This window comes from Butyrivibrio sp. AE3009 (genome assembly GCF_000420845.1).
Lineage (GTDB): Bacteria > Bacillota > Clostridia > Lachnospirales > Lachnospiraceae > Butyrivibrio.
Genome location: NZ_ATVS01000013.1, coordinates 80,998 through 99,574 on the forward strand (window position 1 = coordinate 80,998; position 18,577 = coordinate 99,574).

General features: G+C 44.2%; 19 protein-coding genes and 1 rRNA gene. 13 read left to right on the forward strand and 7 right to left on the reverse strand.

Going from position 1 to position 18,577, the window contains the following annotated elements; translation table 11 throughout:
• Positions 1 to 100: 100 nt before the first annotated feature.
• Positions 101 to 2,959, forward strand: coding sequence for a glycoside hydrolase family 3 C-terminal domain-containing protein (locus G588_RS0108910; RefSeq protein WP_022778391.1), 2,859 nt, complete (start codon positions 101 to 103; stop codon positions 2,957 to 2,959).
• A gap of 89 nt (positions 2,960 to 3,048) precedes the next feature.
• On the opposite strand, the gene G588_RS0108915 is transcribed toward G588_RS0108910, so the two are convergent.
• The gene (locus tag G588_RS0108915) at positions 3,049 to 3,732 is read right to left on the reverse strand and encodes a hypothetical protein (RefSeq protein ID WP_022778392.1); all 684 of its coding nucleotides are present in this window, start codon (positions 3,730 to 3,732) and stop codon (positions 3,049 to 3,051) included.
• Between the two features lie 184 nt (positions 3,733 to 3,916).
• Between G588_RS0108915 and G588_RS0108920 the strand changes: the two genes are divergently transcribed.
• The gene (locus G588_RS0108920) at positions 3,917 to 4,201 is read left to right on the forward strand and encodes an acylphosphatase (protein ID WP_022778393.1); all 285 of its coding nucleotides are present in this window, start codon (positions 3,917 to 3,919) and stop codon (positions 4,199 to 4,201) included.
• 2 nt (positions 4,202 to 4,203) lie between these two features.
• Here the strand turns inward: G588_RS0108920 and G588_RS0108925 are convergent, their stop codons facing one another.
• The 5 genes from G588_RS0108925 to G588_RS0108945 are packed head-to-tail and all read right to left on the reverse strand — an operon-like array spanning position 4,204 to position 10,898.
• Positions 4,204 to 5,535 carry a HAMP domain-containing sensor histidine kinase gene (locus tag G588_RS0108925; protein ID WP_022778394.1) on the reverse strand — a complete coding sequence of 444 codons (1,332 nt, stop codon included), beginning with the start codon at positions 5,533 to 5,535 and terminating at the stop codon, positions 4,204 to 4,206.
• Positions 5,532 to 6,245, reverse strand: coding sequence for a response regulator transcription factor (locus tag G588_RS0108930; protein ID WP_022778395.1), 714 nt, complete (start codon positions 6,243 to 6,245; stop codon positions 5,532 to 5,534). The genes G588_RS0108925 and G588_RS0108930 overlap by 4 nt, the downstream gene beginning before the upstream one ends.
• A gap of 40 nt (positions 6,246 to 6,285) precedes the next feature.
• Positions 6,286 to 8,661, reverse strand: a complete 2,376-nt coding sequence (locus G588_RS0108935) for an ABC transporter permease (RefSeq protein ID WP_022778396.1) — start codon at positions 8,659 to 8,661, stop codon at positions 6,286 to 6,288.
• 30 nt (positions 8,662 to 8,691) lie between these two features.
• Positions 8,692 to 9,510: an ABC transporter ATP-binding protein gene (locus G588_RS0108940; protein WP_022778397.1), complete on the reverse strand. Its 819-nt coding sequence runs from the start codon at positions 9,508 to 9,510 to the stop codon at positions 8,692 to 8,694.
• Positions 9,511 to 9,512: 2 nt separating this feature from the next.
• The gene (locus tag G588_RS0108945) at positions 9,513 to 10,898 is read right to left on the reverse strand and encodes an efflux RND transporter periplasmic adaptor subunit (RefSeq protein ID WP_022778398.1); all 1,386 of its coding nucleotides are present in this window, start codon (positions 10,896 to 10,898) and stop codon (positions 9,513 to 9,515) included.
• Between the two features lie 146 nt (positions 10,899 to 11,044).
• Between G588_RS0108945 and G588_RS0108950 the strand changes: the two genes are divergently transcribed.
• The 3 genes from G588_RS0108950 to G588_RS0108960 are packed head-to-tail and all read left to right on the forward strand — an operon-like array spanning position 11,045 to position 12,857.
• Positions 11,045 to 11,698: a hypothetical protein gene (locus tag G588_RS0108950; protein ID WP_155830772.1), complete on the forward strand. Its 654-nt coding sequence runs from the start codon at positions 11,045 to 11,047 to the stop codon at positions 11,696 to 11,698.
• The gene (locus tag G588_RS0108955; RefSeq protein WP_022778400.1) at positions 11,695 to 12,669 is read left to right on the forward strand and encodes a hypothetical protein; all 975 of its coding nucleotides are present in this window, start codon (positions 11,695 to 11,697) and stop codon (positions 12,667 to 12,669) included. The genes G588_RS0108950 and G588_RS0108955 overlap by 4 nt, the downstream gene beginning before the upstream one ends.
• Positions 12,666 to 12,857: a hypothetical protein gene (locus G588_RS0108960; protein ID WP_022778401.1), complete on the forward strand. Its 192-nt coding sequence runs from the start codon at positions 12,666 to 12,668 to the stop codon at positions 12,855 to 12,857. Before G588_RS0108955 ends, G588_RS0108960 begins: the two co-directional genes overlap by 4 nt.
• On the opposite strand, the gene G588_RS22480 is transcribed toward G588_RS0108960, so the two are convergent.
• Entirely contained in the window at positions 12,858 to 13,022 is a 165-nt protein-coding gene (locus tag G588_RS22480) for a hypothetical protein (RefSeq protein ID WP_022778402.1), read from the reverse strand. It abuts the gene before it with no gap.
• Between the two features lie 234 nt (positions 13,023 to 13,256).
• Between G588_RS22480 and G588_RS0108970 the strand changes: the two genes are divergently transcribed.
• The 8 genes from G588_RS0108970 to G588_RS0109005 form a co-directional block, all read left to right on the forward strand.
• The gene (locus tag G588_RS0108970) at positions 13,257 to 13,571 is read left to right on the forward strand and encodes a hypothetical protein (RefSeq protein WP_022778403.1); all 315 of its coding nucleotides are present in this window, start codon (positions 13,257 to 13,259) and stop codon (positions 13,569 to 13,571) included.
• 209 nt (positions 13,572 to 13,780) lie between these two features.
• A complete protein-coding gene (locus tag G588_RS19720) occupies positions 13,781 to 14,089 on the forward strand; it encodes a DUF2716 domain-containing protein (RefSeq protein WP_022778404.1) in 309 nt (102 codons plus the stop codon).
• Positions 14,090 to 14,119: 30 nt separating this feature from the next.
• Entirely contained in the window at positions 14,120 to 15,352 is a 1,233-nt protein-coding gene (locus G588_RS0108980; RefSeq protein WP_022778405.1) for a S41 family peptidase, read from the forward strand.
• Positions 15,353 to 15,373: 21 nt separating this feature from the next.
• Positions 15,374 to 16,129, forward strand: a complete 756-nt coding sequence (locus tag G588_RS0108985; protein WP_022778406.1) for a hypothetical protein — start codon at positions 15,374 to 15,376, stop codon at positions 16,127 to 16,129.
• Positions 16,130 to 16,152: 23 nt separating this feature from the next.
• The gene (locus G588_RS23275) at positions 16,153 to 16,284 is read left to right on the forward strand and encodes a hypothetical protein (protein WP_022778407.1); all 132 of its coding nucleotides are present in this window, start codon (positions 16,153 to 16,155) and stop codon (positions 16,282 to 16,284) included.
• A gap of 123 nt (positions 16,285 to 16,407) precedes the next feature.
• Positions 16,408 to 17,205 (forward strand): alpha/beta fold hydrolase, encoded by a 798-nt coding sequence (locus G588_RS0108995; protein WP_022778408.1) that lies wholly within the window; start codon positions 16,408 to 16,410, stop codon positions 17,203 to 17,205.
• Positions 17,206 to 17,227: 22 nt separating this feature from the next.
• On the forward strand, positions 17,228 to 18,166 hold the full coding sequence (locus G588_RS0109000; RefSeq protein ID WP_022778409.1) for a phosphatase PAP2 family protein: 939 nt from the start codon (positions 17,228 to 17,230) through the stop codon (positions 18,164 to 18,166).
• A 287-nt stretch (positions 18,167 to 18,453) separates the two neighbouring features.
• A 16S ribosomal RNA gene (locus G588_RS0109005) occupies positions 18,454 to 18,577 on the forward strand; the annotation flags it as partial.

Consider the following 18,577-nt stretch of genomic DNA (forward strand, 5'->3'; position numbering starts at 1 on the left):
GACAAAAGAGGGATTCAAAATGACAGGATAGGACATTTTGTTGAAACTCAAAATTTTTTTGCCTAAAATGCGATTTATCGAAAAAAGGGAGGTAATAAAAATGTTAACTGTAAACATGGCGGACGTGATCAACGTACTCAAGCTGATCGCTCCATATCTGATCGCACTAGGGGTAGTGCTGGTAGCTGCAATTGCAGTAGTTATTATTGCCGGCAGAAGAGAGAAGGCTACGCGCTTCATGATGCGCAGACAGTCTCTGCTCGCACTCCTTCTTGCTATTGTGGCAATAGCTAACCTGATCTGCTTTGGCCCTATGTCAAACATGATCACACTTGCAACCGGAAACGGTGAAATCAGCGACAAGACAATTGATGAAGCAAGAGCTTTATCTGAGGATGTCGCAGGAGAAGGAATCGTACTTCTTGAGAATAAAGGAATTCTTCCTTTAAGCCAGAAAAAGCTCAACGTATTCGGCTGGTCCTCAACCAATCCTTATTACGGTGGAACCGGTTCAGGCGGATTCTCAGCAGATTTCGAGACCACATCACTTCTTGACGGTCTTCATCAGGCAGGATTCGAAACCAACCAGGAGCTTTCTGATTTCTACACAGCTTACAGAACAGACAGACCTGAGATCGGACTGTTTGGTCAGGACTGGACTCTTCCTGAGCCTGCACTTTCAACTTATCCTGAACAGATGCTTGAAAATGCCAAGAATTATTCAGACACAGCTGTTATTGTATTTGCCCGTTCCGGCGGTGAGGGCGCAGACCTTCCCAAGGACATGACAGCTGAGGGACTTACATATAATCAGAATTCCACTGAGTATAACGATTTCTCAGAAGGCCAGCATATTCTTCAGCTCAGCAAGACAGAGAGAGATCTCTTTGATACAGTTTGCGGAAGCTATGAGAATGTAATTGTTGTTTACACAGGTGCCAACACCTTCGAGATGTCTTTTGTGGATGAATATCCCAGCATCAAGGGACTTATCTGGTGCCAGGGTCTTGGACAGGGCGGTTTCCCTGCTCTCGGCGATATCTTAAGCGGAGAGAAGAACCCTTCAGGTAAGACTTCCGATACATTTGTAAGACATATTGATAAGTCACCCTGGTTCAACAACTTCGGTGATTATGCATTTGACAACGTTGATGAGTTCACACTTGATTCAGGTGATATGTACCTTGGAGTAAGCAAGCCTCACTTCGTTAACTACGTAGAGGGAATCTATGTAGGCTACAGATTCTATGAGACAGCTGCTGTTGAAGGTCTTATCAATTATGATGAGGAGGTTCAGTATCCTTTCGGTTACGGACTTTCTTACACAACCTTCGAGCAGAAGATGGGAGACCTCACAGTACAGAACGGAACAATTTCTGTTTCCGTAACAGTAACAAATACAGGCTCTGTTGCAGGTAAATCCGCTGTAGAGCTCTATGATACACCACCTTATACCAACAGCGGTATAGAGAAGGCTGCAGTTAATCTTGTTGCTTTTGAGAAAACAGATTTTCTTCAGCCCGGTAACTCACAGACACTTACACTTTCATTTACTGAGGAATCACTTGCATCCTACGATGACAAGAACGCAAAGAGCTATGTTCTTGAGGCAGGTGACTATGTGATCTCACTCAGAGCAGATGCTCATACAGTTATTGATGAAAAGACTTATACAGTAGATTCAACCGTTGTATTTGACGAGTCAAACAAGCGCTCTTCAGACAGCGTGGCAGCAACCAACCATTTTGATTCAGCACTCGGCACCGCAACATATTTATCAAGAGCAGATCATTTTGCCAACTATGAAGAGGCAACTGCTGCACCTGCAAGTTATTCAATGTCAGATGAGGCTAAGGCTGAGTATGTATGCAATCTTAATTACAATCCTACAGCATACAATAACGACAGTGATGTAATGCCTGTAACAGGCGCAGATAACGGACTTAAGCTTGAGGACTTAAGAGGAGCTTCCTACGATGATGAGAGATGGGAGCAGCTCCTTGATCAGCTCAAGGTATCCGAGATGGTATCTCTTGTAGGTCTTGGCGGTTACCAGACTCTTGAGGTTCCTTCAGTACAGAAGGCCAGAACAACAGACTGCGACGGCCCTGCATCAATCACCAACAACTTTACCGGCAAATATTCAATCGGTATGCCATCATCCGTAACACTTGCCTGCACCTTCAACAAAAAGCTTGGCTATGAATATGGCCATATCATGGGTAAGATGTGCGATGAGATGGATGCTTCAGGTTGGTATGCACCTGCCATCAATACCCACAGAGCTGCCCTTGGCGGACGTGAGTTTGAATATGTTTCAGAGGACGGACTTCTCTCAGGAACAATGATCGCACAGGAAGTTATCGCCGCAAAGGAATTCGGCGTATACAGCTACATCAAGCACTTTGCTATGAACGATCAGGAGACTAACCGTTGGAACATGGTTTCCATCTGGGCTCCCGAGCAGGCAATCAGAGAAATTTACTTGAAGCCCTTCGAGATCGCAGTAAAAGAGGGTGGCGCACAGGCCGTAATGAGCTCCTACAGCTACATCGGACCTCACTGGTCAGGTGCAAATGACAGCCTTCTTAACAAGGTTCTCCGTGATGAGTGGGGTTTCAGAGGAATGGTTATCACTGACTACTTCCTTGGCGCTAACTTCATGGATGCAGACGCTGCCATCAGAAACGGTAACGACCTTATGCTCGTAGCTTATGAGATGGGCGACAACACCGTTAACGATCAGACCAGCGCTACAGGAATCAAGGCTCTCAGAACAGCAGCCAAGAACATCATGTACACTGTTGTTAACAGCCGTGCTTACGAGCCTGAGAACCTTCACACAGGTCTCTACAGCTGGCAGATTGCCTTCATTGTTGTGGATATTATCCTTGCTGCACTTCTGATCTTCCTTGAGCTTAAGGCAATTCGCAAGTTCAAAGAACTGAAGAAAGCATAATTTAACCAAATACGTACTTCAATTATAAAAGGGGTTCACACGATAGTGGTGGGAACCCCTTTTGGTTTATAAATAATGGCTGATATTTATTAGACTACAGTAAGCAGTTTATTCTTAATGCAGACCTTGGCTGCGAAGATCTTTTCTACGGAATCAGCAAAAGCAACGGTGATCTTGCCTGCGGCAACAGTCTTAACTACGCCCTCTCCGTATTTTACGTGTGAGACGGTGCTACCCTCGGGATAGACCTCTTTGATCTCGTCGTCGGACAGCTCAGGCTCCACAACCTTGGGTGCAACTACTACGGGAGCTGCTACCTTGGATTTGCTCTTGGGCTTATAAGTATCGTTCTCGCAGAGGCAGTCCAGAATAAGGACAAGATTCTCATTGGTAAAAAATACTATCTCATGAGGCAGATTTTTCTCGGTTTCATTTAGCTGCAGGAGACGGTTACCGTTTTTGATAAACAGAACAGCCTTGCTTCCTACTTCTTCATAGCCTGAGATTACATCTTCAATCTCGTCCTTGTCGTTCTCTCTAAGGACGATTGCCAGGTTTTCGGATTCTGCCATTCTCTTGATGGCGTTATAATCTTTTTCTGTGGCATGAATCTGGTAACGGTTATATAAAAGTGTATTTACATTCAAAATTGAACCGCGATCGCCGAACTGGCAGATCTTGTTAAGATCCTCATCACGCTTCATTATCATCTTCAGTCCTTTGTCCTGAATGATCTCACATACTTCTTCGTAAGAGTATAACTGGTTATCCATTTGTCTAATCTTCCTTTTCTCAAAAAATGCACAGAAATGTATATTACAACAAGGAAAGGAACCTTTCAATATGGAATAATTGACCATTTTGTTGAGGTTTTTGGACAAAAAATTTATGTTATATATAATAGAAAATGCAAATTCGTCAAAAATGGAAAAAAACCGAAATGATAAGGGAAAAAATATGTCAGATTATGATGAAAAGATAATAAGAAAAGCCATAACGGTCTATGGTTCGGTTCAGGGCGTAGGCTTCAGATACAGAACAATTCACGCTGCCGGTCTGGTGGGTGCCACCGGCTGGGTGAAAAACAACCCGGACGGCTCCGTCTCCATGGAGATCCAGGGGACGGAAGCGCAGATAGATAAGGTGTTTCAGATGGTAGAGCAGGGAACCTTCATATCCATTGAGTCTATGAAGGTAACATCCATGCCAATCATCGAAAAAGAATACGGATTTAAATCTTAAAGTTATACCTTTCTAAGAAGCAGCTCCACGACAAAGCCGTTGTCGTTGTAATATTCCATACCGCCGCCTTGCTTGTTCATATAGGTTTTACACAGATACATGCCAAGGCCATAACCTGATTTGTTAGAAGCGTTCTTGCCTCTGTAGTATTTTTCCGCAAGAAGCGGCAGATCATCCTTGTCGGCACCGGGGCCGTTATCCCGGATCTTAATCTTGATGAAGCGGCCGTTTTTGCCGTTTTCCATGAGGATATCCTCGGTCTCCGAGAAGGATACAGTGATATCGGTGCCTGCATATTTGGCGGAGTTATCGATGATATTGCCAATTACCTGCTCCATACGCTGTCTGTCCATGTAGACAAGGCATGGGTAGATATGATTCTCCAGAATGATGTTTCCGAAGGTGGACAGGTTCTTTATATGCTCCTCAAGAATTGTTGTGTTTTCTTCGCTTACATTTATTTCAATCTTTTCCATCTCTTCGAGGTTAGCATGCATAACATCGCTCATGAGATTGCTTACGTTTGCGGCCTTGGAAGAGATGATCCTTACTTTGTCCAGTGTATCGTCGCATTCTGCTATCTGCGACTGCGTGGAGGCGTCTTGGGACGGGGCAGAGGACAGTTCCTTAAGTTTTCTTGAAAATTTGAGTTCCAGAACCTCGCAGGTTGCATTGATAACAGCAAGGGGAGTCTTGATATCATGGGACAGACCCTGAATCAGCTCTTTTCTTGCAATCTCAGCCTTGCGCTCCCTGTCCATGGAGAGTTTTATCTGCTCGCGCATCATGTCAAAGCCTTCAACGAAGCTTCCGAACATATTTGTTTTGTGAATGGGAAGAGGTTTATCAAGCTCTCCTTTGGCGATATCAGAGGCAAAATCCTTAAGTTCTTCAATGGGATTCAAAAAGACTGTATACATATAGAGCATTAGCAGATATCCGCAGACAAGAACCGCCATCCACAGAAGGACAGAGGCTGTCAGGAACTTGTATCTGCTGCTGTTAAAGTTCTCCTCTCTGTCGTTCCAGGCGACCTTGCCCACATATTCATCATTCACCGCAAGGTCCATAACAAGGGCACCTTTGGTGTAGAGATCTGCCAGCTCGGGATCATTGATCTTGGTAGACATGACAATAAGACAGGAGTATCTGGCCTCCACATCGGCTTCAGGCACTCCCTCCTCAAGGTCTTTCTCCACCCGGTGAAGAAGGTCGTTGTAATAGACAATGTCTCTTTTGCCATATTCAGTCTTGCGACTTAGATTACCGAAGAAGATAAGGGTGATTATCATAAATATGGTAAAAGAAATAAAGATGCGCTTTAGACTTTTCATGACAGTTCCAGAATATACCCCGTTCCCCAAACAGTTTTGATGAGCTTTGGCTCATTTGGATTTTCTTCAATCTTCTCCCGTAGTTTCCTTATATGGACGTTTAGCGTGCTGTCACTGAAAAAGGTATCTCCCCAGACTTCATCGAAGAGGACCTCCTTCTTGACTATGGTGTCGTGGTGCTTGTAGAGACAGTCCAAAAGAGCATACTCCTTGGCTTTTAGGGGAATGCTCTTTCCATCTATTATTACGGACATGGTAGGATAGTCCATAAGAAATCCGGTATCAGTATCTGCAGTGTCAGCTACAGGGCTGTGTGCCTGCAGAGCGCCTGCATTCTTCATCTGCTCAATTCGCTTAAGGTTAACCTTGACCTTGGCCAGAAGAACAGAGAGGCTGTAGGGCTTTTTGATATAGTCGTCACCGCCGATGGACAGGGCGATGAGAACATCGTCGTCGCTCTGTCTTGCGCTTATAAACAGTATGGGAAGCTGCATATCTTCGCGGAGCTTCTTGCATACTTCGAAGCCTGAACCGTCACCCAGGTTAATGTCCAGAAGCACCAGGTCTGTGGTGTTACCTTCGTCAAAAAAGTTGTAGCAGGAGGTAGCGCTGTCCACATAGCAGGTGGAAACGTCGAACATCCTGAAGTATTCGGCGGTCATCTTCGCAAGTTCAATTTCATCATCCACAATAAGGCAGTTATAGTGCATAGTTATGTCATCTCCACATGGATTATTGTACCACAGGGGCTTATTCTTCGGTAATCATCTTCACCGGTTCAAGTGTTTTAATTTTTCTTCCCATAAAAGCTGCGGTTGCAAGAGCCACTCCGCAGATGATAAGAGCGGTGAGGATATAGGAAACAGGTCCGATACTGAAGTTGATCTTTTTAAAGCCGAATATCAGCATTGTTGAGATCATCAGCTTGCTGCCAAGGAAAGGAGACAGCAAAAGACCAACGCATACGCCTATCAGTATTGCAGGCAGATTGGACATCATGACCTGAACTATGAGCTGTCTTGAGGTAAAGCCAAGCGCCTTGCAGACGCCGAGATTACGCCACTGTTTGTTGATGTTGGTCCTGACGATGAGGGACTCCACAAAGGCAACGATGAGGATCGTAAGAAAAGCGACGAAATATGCAAACATCTTAAGACCACTTGTGATAAGGCCAACGGTCTGGTGTGCTGCCTCGGTGTAGTCAGTAACGGTTACTTCAGGATATGCATCCTTGAACTCCTTTTCAAAATCTGCGAAAGATACACCGGGCTTGAAGTTAATGCAGACATTCATGGAATCGGGAAGGGTGAATACCTTGGCAAGGCCTTCGGTGGTCATGTAAGCCATCATGCCCATATTGTTCATGGTCTGGCTGATACCGCAGACAATATAGGTTTCGGTGGCCATATCATTCCTTACTGTGACCACATCTCCCACGGACAGTCCGAGTTTACCGGCAGAATTGGTGGCCAGCATGACCTCATTTGGATATTTGGGCCAGCGTCCCTCTATGACGGAACCACCGATGATATTGGAGGTGTCGGAAATGGCTCTGGTGGTGATGGACTGCTTGATCTTCTTGTTGTAGAAATTAAGGCCATTCCATATCTCGCGGCGGGTATTGGCTACTGTTTTCATGGCAGCAACCGATTCTTCCATGGCAGCATCGCCGGTAAAATAAGCATCGTATACGTCAAAGCCGCCCATTTCCAGAACGCCTTCATCACTTCCGTAGGTATCAACCATTCCAAAGGCCACGATTGAAGACACCGCAAGGATCATCATGATAAAGATAACGCCCAGCTGATTGCTGAATTTGCCAAAAGTGTCCTTGAGGGCAAGGGTCACAGGTATTGAAAAAGAAGTCTTGTCGAAGGAAAAGAGGTTCTTTTTGTAACTGTGGGTGTTAACGCCGCCTTTTAATGCAGACAGAACGCTGACTTTGCTGTACTCCCTGCCAAGAATCACGGTGAGAATTGCCACCAGCAGGCAGATACTAAGGAAAACAGCCAGAATAACCGCGATATTGATGGGCTGATTCCATTTAAGTCCCAGGGTGATAAGTATGATGATACCAATCTTATCAAGAAGGAGAGCTCCTGCTAAAATGCCAATGGCTGCGCCCAGGCCCGATATCAGAAGCAGCTGGAATAAAAGGATCAGTACCAGCTCCCGGACAGTGTAGCCTGAAGCCTCCATAATAGCGGTGTTTTTCATATTGGTCATGATAAAGTTTTTTACACTGAAATTTATAATAACAATTGCTATTGCAAGAATTATCACGGCAAAAAGGAATATCAGCGCAACGAAGATCAAAGGAAGAATCATGGACCCGGTTTTCATAAGCTCCGCCGGAAGGAAATTCATGTTTATGACAGCATCGGGATGATCCTTCACATATTCGTTGTACCAGGTAAGGACTTCATCTCCCAGCTCATCATTCAGCTTATTGGTGTCGATATGCTTTTTCCTTGCTGTGTCGGTGATCTGAGTCTTCACGCACCTGGAATCGTAGGCGTCCATAGGATTTTCGAAACGTATTGTCTCGTAGAGATCATCGGAAATATATACCTTGTAGGTTCCCAGATTCATGGGAGAGCAGAAGATGTTGTCCTCATTGTAATCTGCCACTTTAAGGTCATAGACATTGTCGCCGATCTTGAGCTGCAGGACAGAGCCTTTTGGATAGGCATTGCTAAGTGAAATGGGGACTACCGCTGCATTGCCGCTAAGACCATCTGCCTTGGTACTCATGGTCTGAATCTTGCATTCCTGCTCATATCTGTAGAGGTGGAAGGAGTACTCAATCCAGTTCTTATCACCTTTTTTCCTATACTTGGAATTGCAGTTAAGGTAGTCCTGGACTTCATAGTTCTTAAGATAGACATTACCCTTGATGATTTCCTCCAGTTTATTCAGCATTGATTCGTTGTAGGTTGCAAGAACCATGATGTCTGCTGAATTGATCTTTTCCCTGTTGGTGTCGATGACTTTGCCGGTATCGGCAAGGAAAGATGCACTGATGAAGATAAAGAGAGAAGAGAGCATCGACAGGATAAAGAAGGTGATCATGTCGCTCTTTTGCTTTTTTATGTTATTCTTTGCGATAAAGAAAAATCTGTACACGGTAGTATCCTTTCAAGTTGCTGGTTCTGATTACCAGCCCATATCCTGGAGGAAATTCTTGAGGCGCTGGTGGCGCTCCTTGGCCTTTTCAAGCTGTGGGTTGGCGGGATCTTTGTAGTCTCCTGCGTAGGGACCGAGGTCTATTTCGTCGCTGATGACTCCGTCTGAGAGGTAAATGATCCTGTTGCCTCTTTCAGCGGCCTTAATGGTGTGGGTTACCATGACGATGCTCTGACCTTCGTTATTTAGGTTGGATAATATATTAAGAACATTTTCTGTGTTCTGAGAGTTAAGAGCGCCGGTGGGCTCGTCGGCATACAGAACCTCGGGGCTGTTGATGACGCCTCTTACCACGGCAACTCGCTGCTGCTGGCCGCCGGACATCTGAGTGGGGAACTTCCTGTAGTCGTTTTCTTCGATTTCAACGCTGCTAAGGAGATCCTTAGCCTTTTTTGCCAGGGCCTTTCTGTCGCTGTTTTTCAGAAGACCGCAGACCATGACGTTATCAAGGGCGCTCATGCTGTCGTTCAAGTAATTCTGCTGGAAAACGAAGCCTACGTGGTCTCTGCGGAAAGTCGCCAGCTTGTCGTTGTTGTAGGTTGATATCTCTGTTTCGGCGCCGCTTTGATCCGTGTAGTAGGTGACGGTGCCCATGCTGGGGCGGTCCATTCCGGACAGGGCATAGAGGAGAGTGCTCTTGCCGGAGCCGGAGTTACCCATGATAACGGTAAAATCTCCTTTGTATATGGAAAGATTCAGGTTTTTCAGCACGTGCTGCTGCACTGAACCGTTGGAAAATGTCTTGGACAAATCCTTTGCGCTTAATATTCTTCTCTTTTCAGTAATCATTATTATTTCACCTTTACGCCCATACCTTCGGATAGTTCTTCGGAATCCTTCCAGACTACGAGAGTTCCCTCATCAAGACCATCTGTTATTTCAACCATGTCATCGTTTCGGATGCCGCATTCAACGAATACTTTTTCTGCTTTTCCATCCTTGGCAACGAATACATAGCTGCCTTCTTCGTCCTCACTGAGGGCTTCCACCGGGACTCTGAGAACCTGTGTAAGGCTGGCTGTATATATTTTTGATTTGGCTTCAAGCCCCAGAATGATGTCGTCATCGGGAGTTAGAAGAGTTATCTCAACGCCGATTCCGGTGCCAGTTCCCGAGTCCTTGGTCATTCTCGCAATCCTTGAAACCACGCCCTGATAGTCCTTGTTCTTGATGTTGACACTGGCGGGCTGGCCTTCTTCAATATTAACTATATCATACTTGTTTACTGTGCTTTTGATAATTATGTCGGAAGAGGACTTAAGTGTAAAAAGATTGGTACCTCTTGCAATATCGCTTCCTTCAATGACGCCGATCTGTGTGATGATGCCGTCGAATTCAGCCTTGATACCTTCCTTGGCTGCGGCGTAATCCGCAAGCTTCTCATTATTGCTTATATCGTTGGCTTCTTTGACTGCTTCAAGCTGTTCCTTGGCACCCTCCGTCATGAGATTCATCACGGTGCTGGCTTTCTGGCTTGTCATCTCGGCTTTGTACTCCTTGAGATTGGCCAGCTGAACGTTGAGGACATTCAACTCTTCCTGGAGCTTAACGATGTCGGGAGCGTATTGCTGCTCATAGGCGTTGGTCTGAACCAGCTTCTGAAGATTCTCGTATTCATCTGAGTCAGGCTGGTCGGCCCAATCTATAAGAGATATCTGGAGCTTGGCTCCAAAATCAGCAAGTGCGGCCTTTCTCTCGGTGAGAGCGTTCTGGGTTCTTGTGATGGCTTCCTGGGTATCTGAGATCTGCTGCTCAAGTGTTGCCAGGTTTCTCTTAGCCTCTCCGTAGAGACCTGCGGTTCTGTTGCCGGTCTGAACTGAGTTGTTATAGCTTCCGAGATCGGCTTTGGCCTGAAGGTCTGTCATTGTTTCCAGACGCTCAAGTTCCTCAAGGTCATAGGATATGATGAGATCACCTTTTTTAACAAAGTCGCCTTCCTTGACGTGGATCTTTCCTACACGGGCTGCGATTTCTGAATAGCAGACCATATCTTTGTTACTTTCCACGGTGCCGTTTACCTCAATCTCACTTTCAAGACCTCCAAAGTCCACTGTGTAGGCATCAACCGCCATGGCTGCGTTGGAGCTTACGGAGTAGCCTCCGATACCTGCGGCTGCGGCAATAACTGTTGCTATTATTGCGGCTGTAGTTTTTTTGTTATTTAAAAGTCTGATCATTTTAATGTCCCTCGTTTCGTTATGCGGATGTTTGTTACTGTTGTTACTTTACCGCAATGAAATACGGAAGTCTTAACCTGTCTCTTGCACAATTCTTAACCAATTCTTAATTATTTGGTTAAGAAATAGGATGGTACAATGAATATATGGAAAATCGAAAGGAATCTGTATTCTTAAGTGAATATCTAATGGCCGCTGCCAGCATATTTGCAATTATTACCAGCATCTGCGCGCTGATACTTAACAGACGTATGGGGGACAATTTCACTCTTTTTATCATTCTGGTGAAGGTCATCACCATTATCTCAATGTATTTTGCGTATTATCACTACAGATGGGACGTGGCCAAGGGCCTCATGGGAGGAATACTCTTTTGTCTGATGTTTCAGGAGGGAGATCTGGTACTGGAGAGGCTCTGGGGGCAGGAGGACTTTGATACTTACCTTGTGGTGGGAGTTCAGGGGAGCGTCTATCTGGCGGCTGCAGGCATGTCTTTTCTGCTTACGATCATTATTACCGTCAATCACTTTTTTATAAATTACGCCAAAAAAGGCAATCCAAAGAATGTTATCTTTAATCAGATGGCAATCTCTTTTAAGGTTGTCATATATTTTGCACTAATAATATCAAATGCTATGTTATCCTTTGATATCACTATCAGGTGGGAAAATGCGCTTCAGTATCTGACGGACATAGCTATTTTGCTTCTTATAGTATGTATAGAATCCCAGCTGGATTCCCTCAAGGTTTTGCGGCAGGAGATGGTGGAGCAAAAGCGCAGGAGGAGAAAAAAGAAATGAAGGTATCGGAACGTCTAAAAGGAATGTGGATCATGGGGATGACATTATTGTCCCTGGGAGCCTATACCGCATTTTTTGTAGCTCAGATGTGGCTTAATCTCTTGCATGCGGTATATCTTGGCCTTATGTTAATGCAGATCGCAGCTCTTATAATGTATCTCTGGGGACCGGAAAAGATAGCTTTTAAGCCTTTGAAGCTGCTATATCACCTGTTATATGCGTCGTCTATACTGGTACTGCCTGCTTTTATATTTATCTTCATGGGGCTGATCTCACAGTATCATGTAAGTATCCCGGAGAGTATCGCTGCGTCAAATTTGGCTGTAGAGGAGATCCTCCCGGGGGATGAGACAGTGATCTACAACACGGGGACGGTATATGTCTTTTTCCCCAAGTATTCTGAAGTGGATCTTGTGCGTAAGGACAGGCCATCCAAGTCTGACAAAAGCATTACATGGTGCTCGGGAGCAGCATTTCAGCACACTGTAAGCATCGGCTTTGATGAGGACGACATAGAAGGCGACCATGCATCGGGCGGCGTATTCTACGATAGCCCCTACGACAAGGACGCTTTTGCCGCATTTGTGTTCTATGATGGGAATTTCAGGTTCGAGTTTGAGAATAAAACAGAAGCTATGAAGACGGCAGCGGATGCCGGAGGAGCCGGATTCATGCAATTTGCCCTTATCAGGGACAAAGAAGTGGTCATGAACTTCGACAGGCCAAGAGCACGCTGCTACAGGACTCTGGCGGAACTTAACGGGCAGCTGTGCATCATTGACTCAGTGAAGATGCTGCATTTTGACGAATTCATGGAAGAGCTGCAGAGGCTGGGCGTCACCAATGCGGTATATATGGACATGGGCGCCGGCTGGAACTATTCCTGGTATCGCTGTCCCACAGGCAAGGTAAAAACTTTGTTTGGGCTCCCTGTTCCCTGGTCCCACAACTGGGTTGTCTTCAGGCAATGACATCGGTGCTGCAGCTAAGGCTGGCGGATTTCGTCGGAGCCAGATGCTGCGTCAACGTGGCGGGAGCCTTCGGCCCCATATGGGACGGCGCATATAAGGATATGCCCATTATCCTGGAACATCTAAGTACTGATGAGGAATATTATAAGTACATGGATTATTTGAAGAACTGCCTGAAAGGCATATGATCAGAGATCTGACAGAAATGCTCTTCTTTTGAATGAGCGAACAAGCACGTTGTCATCGCCATAGGGCTGATCGTCGTAGTCCAGCATGACATGTGCATCCGGATCAAAGGTGCTAAGGCTGTTCTCCTTATTGATGTTTTCTGCATCTGCGTGTGATTGATTCATGTTCTCCCCCCTGTTTCAAAATCTTTTTTATTCTATCACCGGAACAAAAAAAATTAACGTCTTGACTTTTATGAATTAATAATTAGTTTCATTTTGATTGTGGCATTTTCGAAATAACATTTTTAAATATTGGATTTTAGTGTATATTAAAATTGAACGATTTAGATGATTACACTATAATTTTTCATCGACAATAGAAATGAGTCAAAAATAAAGTTTTTTGAGGTGAAGAAAATGGCAGACAGATCAGATTTAATTAATCAGCTTGCAGCATCAATGGGAGCAGGACAATTCGCAACTAAGACACTTGAGGAAGCTAGATTTGATGCAGAAACGGGGACACTTTACTGCAACGGAATGGTTATTTCCAAGTCGATAGCGGATAAGGCAATTCAGCATTTTGAGATGCTTGAGAAAAAATGTGATGCTTCCAACAGTTCACAGAGAGAAATGGCTATGATCTACAGATGTGCCGTTGAGTCAATTAAACTGATGCAGAATCCCAAGATCAAGGCTATTATGAAGCAAGAAGCAACCCCTAAGGGATAAAGCATATTGAGTATATTTATGCCATCACTTTGTTTATGCAAAGTGATGGTTTTTTTATTCTCAAGGAGACAAAGTATCATTCATCCCATTTCAAATGTCATTCGTCAGAAAATCCCCTATTAGTGGTCATGCAATGCTATAATGCAGTAATATGATGGTCGAAGTACATTAAGTTGGAAGAATCCTATGCCATATATGGTTGTGACGATATGACAGACGATCAGATAGACCTTGTCCCTGAGATAATGAAAAAGATTTTTGTTGAAACAACCAATGAAGGGCAGCGCATGTACGCCCTTGACTGGCATCATGAGGCATATCTCTATGATCCGAGACATCCCGAAGAACCCAAAATAGGCTTTATTCCGGACGGAGATTATTACTTTTTTATCGAAGAAAACTTTGCTTTTGGATACTTAGGACATCCCTGGAGAGAGGAGGTATGGGTGTATGGAGCCCGGCTTATAGAGAAAATTGAGGAAGTATACGAGCAGTTTGGCTGGACAAAAGTAAAATAATCAACCTAATAGATTAGAAGGGGGAAAAAAATGACTTATACAGATATATTCAAAGAAATAGTTGCGATTATGCAGGAGGATTCTGCAACCTGCAAGGATTATGGAGCCGGAGATTTTAAGGATTACCTGAGTAAAATAACTGATGGTATGGATCGGATGGAGTTCCTACATCTGGTACAGGAGTATCTCTCTGCCTTTGGAGTGGAAGGACATCTAAGTTTTACGGATGAAACTCTTGGAACAATAGGATTTTCAGTGATGAGACAGGAAGATACATTGTATGTGGTAAAAGCAAATGCTGATACCGGTCTTGTTCCCGGGGACAGAATAGTTGGAATCGATGGGGAATCGGTAAATGATATTGCGCAAAAGGAAAGCAGCTTCTTTATGAATGAAACTTCTGAACGTGAAGGCAAAATGTGGCCTTCTGTGCTGAAGTTTTATAAGCATATTACTGTAATCCATCAGGATGATACACAAGAAGACATTTCCATTATTACTGATTCCAAAGATGAAGAGGAGCCCGGATATTTTTTTAAGAAATATGGAGAGGACACTCTTTATATTAAGCTGGCAGATTTTGTGGACATGAATTCAATAGGTCAGCTGTATGCTGACTGCAAAAATGCTCTTGATACATGCAAAAAGCTGATTGTGGACGTACGAGGAAATGGAGGAGGCGCAGATTCTGCGTTTGTACCACTTCTGGAGTACTGTTTTCCTGAAGGACATTCCGTTACGGATTATTATAAACCTGAATATCCTATTGAGATCAATTATTCTGTCAGAAATTGCAAGGATCGAATACAGCTTCTGAAGACCATTTTTGGAGATAACATTCCGGAGGATATGGCTCCGATGGTGAACAAAATGGTTGCTGATAATACGGAAAATATGGGAAAAGGTTTCATTGTCAGCGAGGAAGATGAATTCGTGGCCGGTATTGTCGGAAGAAAGGAGCCTCAAAAGGTATTTATCATAACTGATGAGGGATGCGCTTCTTCAGGAGATTCATTTGTGGAAGTGATGTCTTTTTCTCCCAAAGTTACTATAGTAGGAAGGCCCACCATGGGCATCACGGATTATTCGAACTGTTCTATGATTTCCTTTGATGATTTCAAGTTGGTTTATCCAACTTCGAGAGATATAAGAATTGATCATGGGAAAGGCCTTGCACATAAAGGTGTTCCTGTAGACCACTATATTCCCTGGTCACCGGAAAATATCGGCAGGGACATAGAGCTTGAGTACTGTCTTACATAAAGGAGAAGCTGGAAATCTAAAATGAATGATTCTTATGATATTGAAAGAGCCAAGAAACTTGTTACCATAGGTAAGACCATCCGGCTGATATCACTACTTGTTGAAGTGCTCATAATTGTTCTATATCATTTGGAAATCCTCACCTCGCAAATAGCTATGCTACTTTCACTGGCGCTTGTTCCTTGGATCAAGCATATATTTGCATTGATCTATCCTGAAGTAGCCTCCTGGGACGAAGATGAACATTGGAAAACGGATGAATCGAAAAAGCTGTGGGAAGAGACTCATATACGAATCTGGGAAAGGTGGCACATGCTTGTTCAGGTCCTTGTGATGTTGTATCTTTTGCTCACATTAAAGATTGAGGCGCAGACATCACAAGGATTCAAGACAATCGCAATTATCACTGTAGCAGCTTTTATAATAATGGTGCTGATTGGTTGTATTCGAATCAAAGGCGAGAATAAAGTAAGTCAGGTCATCCATTATGGCATGACCATGTTAGCTGTTATTGGGGTTACTGTAGTAACTGTCTGTTATTGCCTGAGTGGTCCTGAAATCCATGAAGAGTGCACATATGTATCCGGATCATACGAGGGGGGCAACAGGAATCATCTCATACCCGATTATTATGTAACGGTACAGCTTAAGGATTTTACCAGATATAAATGTAATGTAACACCCAGGCTATATGATAATATCCGGAACAAGAACCTGGTTGTATGTCGCCGTAATGGCCCGCTTGGGATAGAATATTTGCATGTTCATGAGCTATAAGTTTACTTGGGGAAGGAATTAAAATGAGAATACGAAGAAAAGCGATCATCAACAAAATTATGGGGGAGGAAGCGCAAAAGAGGGGATTCACGGATCTGCTTATGGCGGCTGAACTTGAAGAAAATGGATTTGAGAATCCTTACAAAAACATGTAATTATTCAAGTATATTTTTCGGCTCCGAGTCGTTTATATAGCGGCTCGGAGTTTTTTTATCCATAAATGCACTTTATATAGCACATAAATGTTTGATATACTAGAAGACGGACGGAGGTAAAAGATGCCTTACAATGCGAATGATTTTCCGGTCAGACTGGAAGATGGAAAGGTAACAGTAATATCCTTCGGCACAGGAGATAAGCCCCTTGTCATGATTCCGGGGCTGAGGTTTGCATCGATAGACGGCGGGGCGCAGCCGCTTTCCTGGTATTATCGCATATTCGGACGAAGCTATCGGATATATGTGATTGACAGGAAGTTTCCGCCGGCGACGGGCTGCACCATTCATGATCTGGCCGAAGATGTGAAAAAAGTCCTGGATAAGCTGGGGCTTTCGTCAGTTTACCTTTTTGGCGCATCCCAGGGCGGTATGATAGCCCAGGATCTTACCATAAATCACCCTGAATATGTCAAAAAGCTGGTGCTTGGCGTAACTGCCTCAAGGCCCAACGACACCATGAAAGCGGTCATAGGTGGCTGGATAAAACTGGCACAGGCAGGGCGTTTTAGAGACATAGTTAAGGACTATCTTGAAAAAGGATATTCTGAGCAATATATGAAGAAATACCGCATTGCTCTTCCTCTTCTTTTGAAAACGCAGAGGTTCATGCCAAAAGAGAGCTTCATCACTTTGGCTAAAGCCTGTCTGTCCGTCGACACCTATGACAAGCTGGACTCCATAAAATGCCCTGTTCTGGTGCTGGGAGGAAGCGAAGATAAAATAGTTACGGGTGAAGCCTCAGCCGAAATAGCAAGGAAACTTGGCTGTGAGGTCCACATTTATAAAGGGCTTAGCCACGAAGCCTACAACGAAGCAAGGGATTTTAATAAGAGAATATTTGATTTTTATAACAAATGATATGTTATAGGAGGGAATGATAATGAGCTTTGATATTCAGTATCTGCTGTTTCTGCAGGGCCTTAGAGGGGCATCAGGCGGAATTTTTGATGAATTCTTTAATGCGCTGTCCAAACTTGCGGTGGATCTTCTACCGTTTTTACCTTATATAATTTTCTGGTCAGTGGATAAGAAATGGGGCTATCGCTTCATGTCTACATTAAGCTGCGGCGAAGTCATCAACGGAATCATCAAGCTGACGGTATGTGCCTACAGACCCTGGATCCGATCTGATCTGATAGAACCTGCGGGGGATTCCAAAGTAGCGGCGACCGGGTACTCTTTTCCCAGTGGCCATACCATGTGCGCCACCACCATGTACGGAACAACCTTCGTATGGCAAAAAAATAAGCGCAAGGCCGTAGCGATACTCTGTGCGGTGCTGATACTGCTGACGGGATTTTCCAGGAATTTCCTTGGCGTTCATACTCCTCAGGACGTTTTGGTGGGATTCCTTCATTCCTCACTTCTGATTTTTATCATAGGAATAGTTGGAAAAAAGGTTGAAGGCAACGAGAAGGCTCAGGATATTCTTTCTATTATAGGAATTGTTGCGGTCATCGCTACGCTGGCATATATCCAGCTTAAGGCTTATCCCATGGACTACATAGACGGAGTGCTGCTGGTTGATCCTCAGAAAATGATGAACGATACCTTCAAGGGATGTGGACTGCTGCTTGGATTGTCGGTGGGTAGCTACGTTGAACGCCATTATATTCATTATGAGATACCTGAAGGCTCAACTAATCTTCCAATCCTTACATGCATAGGACTTGGAATACTGCTGGCCTGGAACCAGTGGTTTGCCGGTGCTACTATAACCGCTGCTTTTGGCAAGCATTGGGGGAACCTGATCTCATTTAGTCTTATTACGCTGTTTGCCACGGTTATATGGCCCATTGTAATTAAGAAAAACGCATGAAAAAACCGGTTTGATATTTAGTGTGAAAAAAATCGTTAAATAAAGTGTTGACACTTATATTGCACAGTGATATATTTATCTACGTTGCCGCTGCGGACAAGACACATCGAAAAGCTCGCAAAGGCAGTAGTGGAGCGGATTCTAGGCTCCTGCACCTTGACAAATAAACAGTAATGCAACCCTGAAAATTTCCATGAGAAATTATTCAGAATTAACAAACCAAAAGTAATAACGGACAGAACATTAAAGCCAAGCTTTTAGTTCTGGCCGGATTGAACAAAACATTTAAACGTGAGAGTTCGATCCTGGCTCAGGATGAACGCTGGCGGCGTGCCTAACACATGCAAGTCGAACGGACTTAAGACGCTGATGAGGCTTCGGCGGATTCTTGTTTTAAGTTAGTGGCGGACG

Excerpts from the sequence above, each read along its gene's own strand:
- G588_RS0108910 (WP_022778391.1), top strand. The coding sequence starts at position 101 with ATGTTAACTGTAAACATGGCGGACGTGATCAACGTACTCAAGCTGATC.
- G588_RS0108915 (WP_022778392.1), bottom strand. The coding sequence starts at position 3,732 with ATGGATAACCAGTTATACTCTTACGAAGAAGTATGTGAGATCATTCAG.
- G588_RS0108920 (WP_022778393.1), top strand. The coding sequence starts at position 3,917 with ATGTCAGATTATGATGAAAAGATAATAAGAAAAGCCATAACGGTCTAT.
- G588_RS0108925 (WP_022778394.1), bottom strand. The coding sequence starts at position 5,535 with ATGAAAAGTCTAAAGCGCATCTTTATTTCTTTTACCATATTTATGATA.
- G588_RS0108930 (WP_022778395.1), bottom strand. The coding sequence starts at position 6,245 with ATGCACTATAACTGCCTTATTGTGGATGATGAAATTGAACTTGCGAAG.
- G588_RS0108940 (WP_022778397.1), bottom strand. The coding sequence starts at position 9,510 with ATGATTACTGAAAAGAGAAGAATATTAAGCGCAAAGGATTTGTCCAAG.
- G588_RS0108945 (WP_022778398.1), bottom strand. The coding sequence starts at position 10,898 with ATGATCAGACTTTTAAATAACAAAAAAACTACAGCCGCAATAATAGCA.
- G588_RS0108950 (WP_155830772.1), top strand. The coding sequence starts at position 11,045 with ATGGAAAATCGAAAGGAATCTGTATTCTTAAGTGAATATCTAATGGCC.
- G588_RS0108955 (WP_022778400.1), top strand. The coding sequence starts at position 11,695 with ATGAAGGTATCGGAACGTCTAAAAGGAATGTGGATCATGGGGATGACA.
- G588_RS0108960 (WP_022778401.1), top strand. The coding sequence starts at position 12,666 with ATGACATCGGTGCTGCAGCTAAGGCTGGCGGATTTCGTCGGAGCCAGA.
- G588_RS22480 (WP_022778402.1), bottom strand. The coding sequence starts at position 13,022 with ATGAATCAATCACACGCAGATGCAGAAAACATCAATAAGGAGAACAGC.
- G588_RS0108970 (WP_022778403.1), top strand. The coding sequence starts at position 13,257 with ATGGCAGACAGATCAGATTTAATTAATCAGCTTGCAGCATCAATGGGA.
- G588_RS19720 (WP_022778404.1), top strand. The coding sequence starts at position 13,781 with ATGACAGACGATCAGATAGACCTTGTCCCTGAGATAATGAAAAAGATT.
- G588_RS0108980 (WP_022778405.1), top strand. The coding sequence starts at position 14,120 with ATGACTTATACAGATATATTCAAAGAAATAGTTGCGATTATGCAGGAG.
- G588_RS0108985 (WP_022778406.1), top strand. The coding sequence starts at position 15,374 with ATGAATGATTCTTATGATATTGAAAGAGCCAAGAAACTTGTTACCATA.
- G588_RS23275 (WP_022778407.1), top strand. The coding sequence starts at position 16,153 with ATGAGAATACGAAGAAAAGCGATCATCAACAAAATTATGGGGGAGGAA.
- G588_RS0108995 (WP_022778408.1), top strand. The coding sequence starts at position 16,408 with ATGCCTTACAATGCGAATGATTTTCCGGTCAGACTGGAAGATGGAAAG.
- G588_RS0109000 (WP_022778409.1), top strand. The coding sequence starts at position 17,228 with ATGAGCTTTGATATTCAGTATCTGCTGTTTCTGCAGGGCCTTAGAGGG.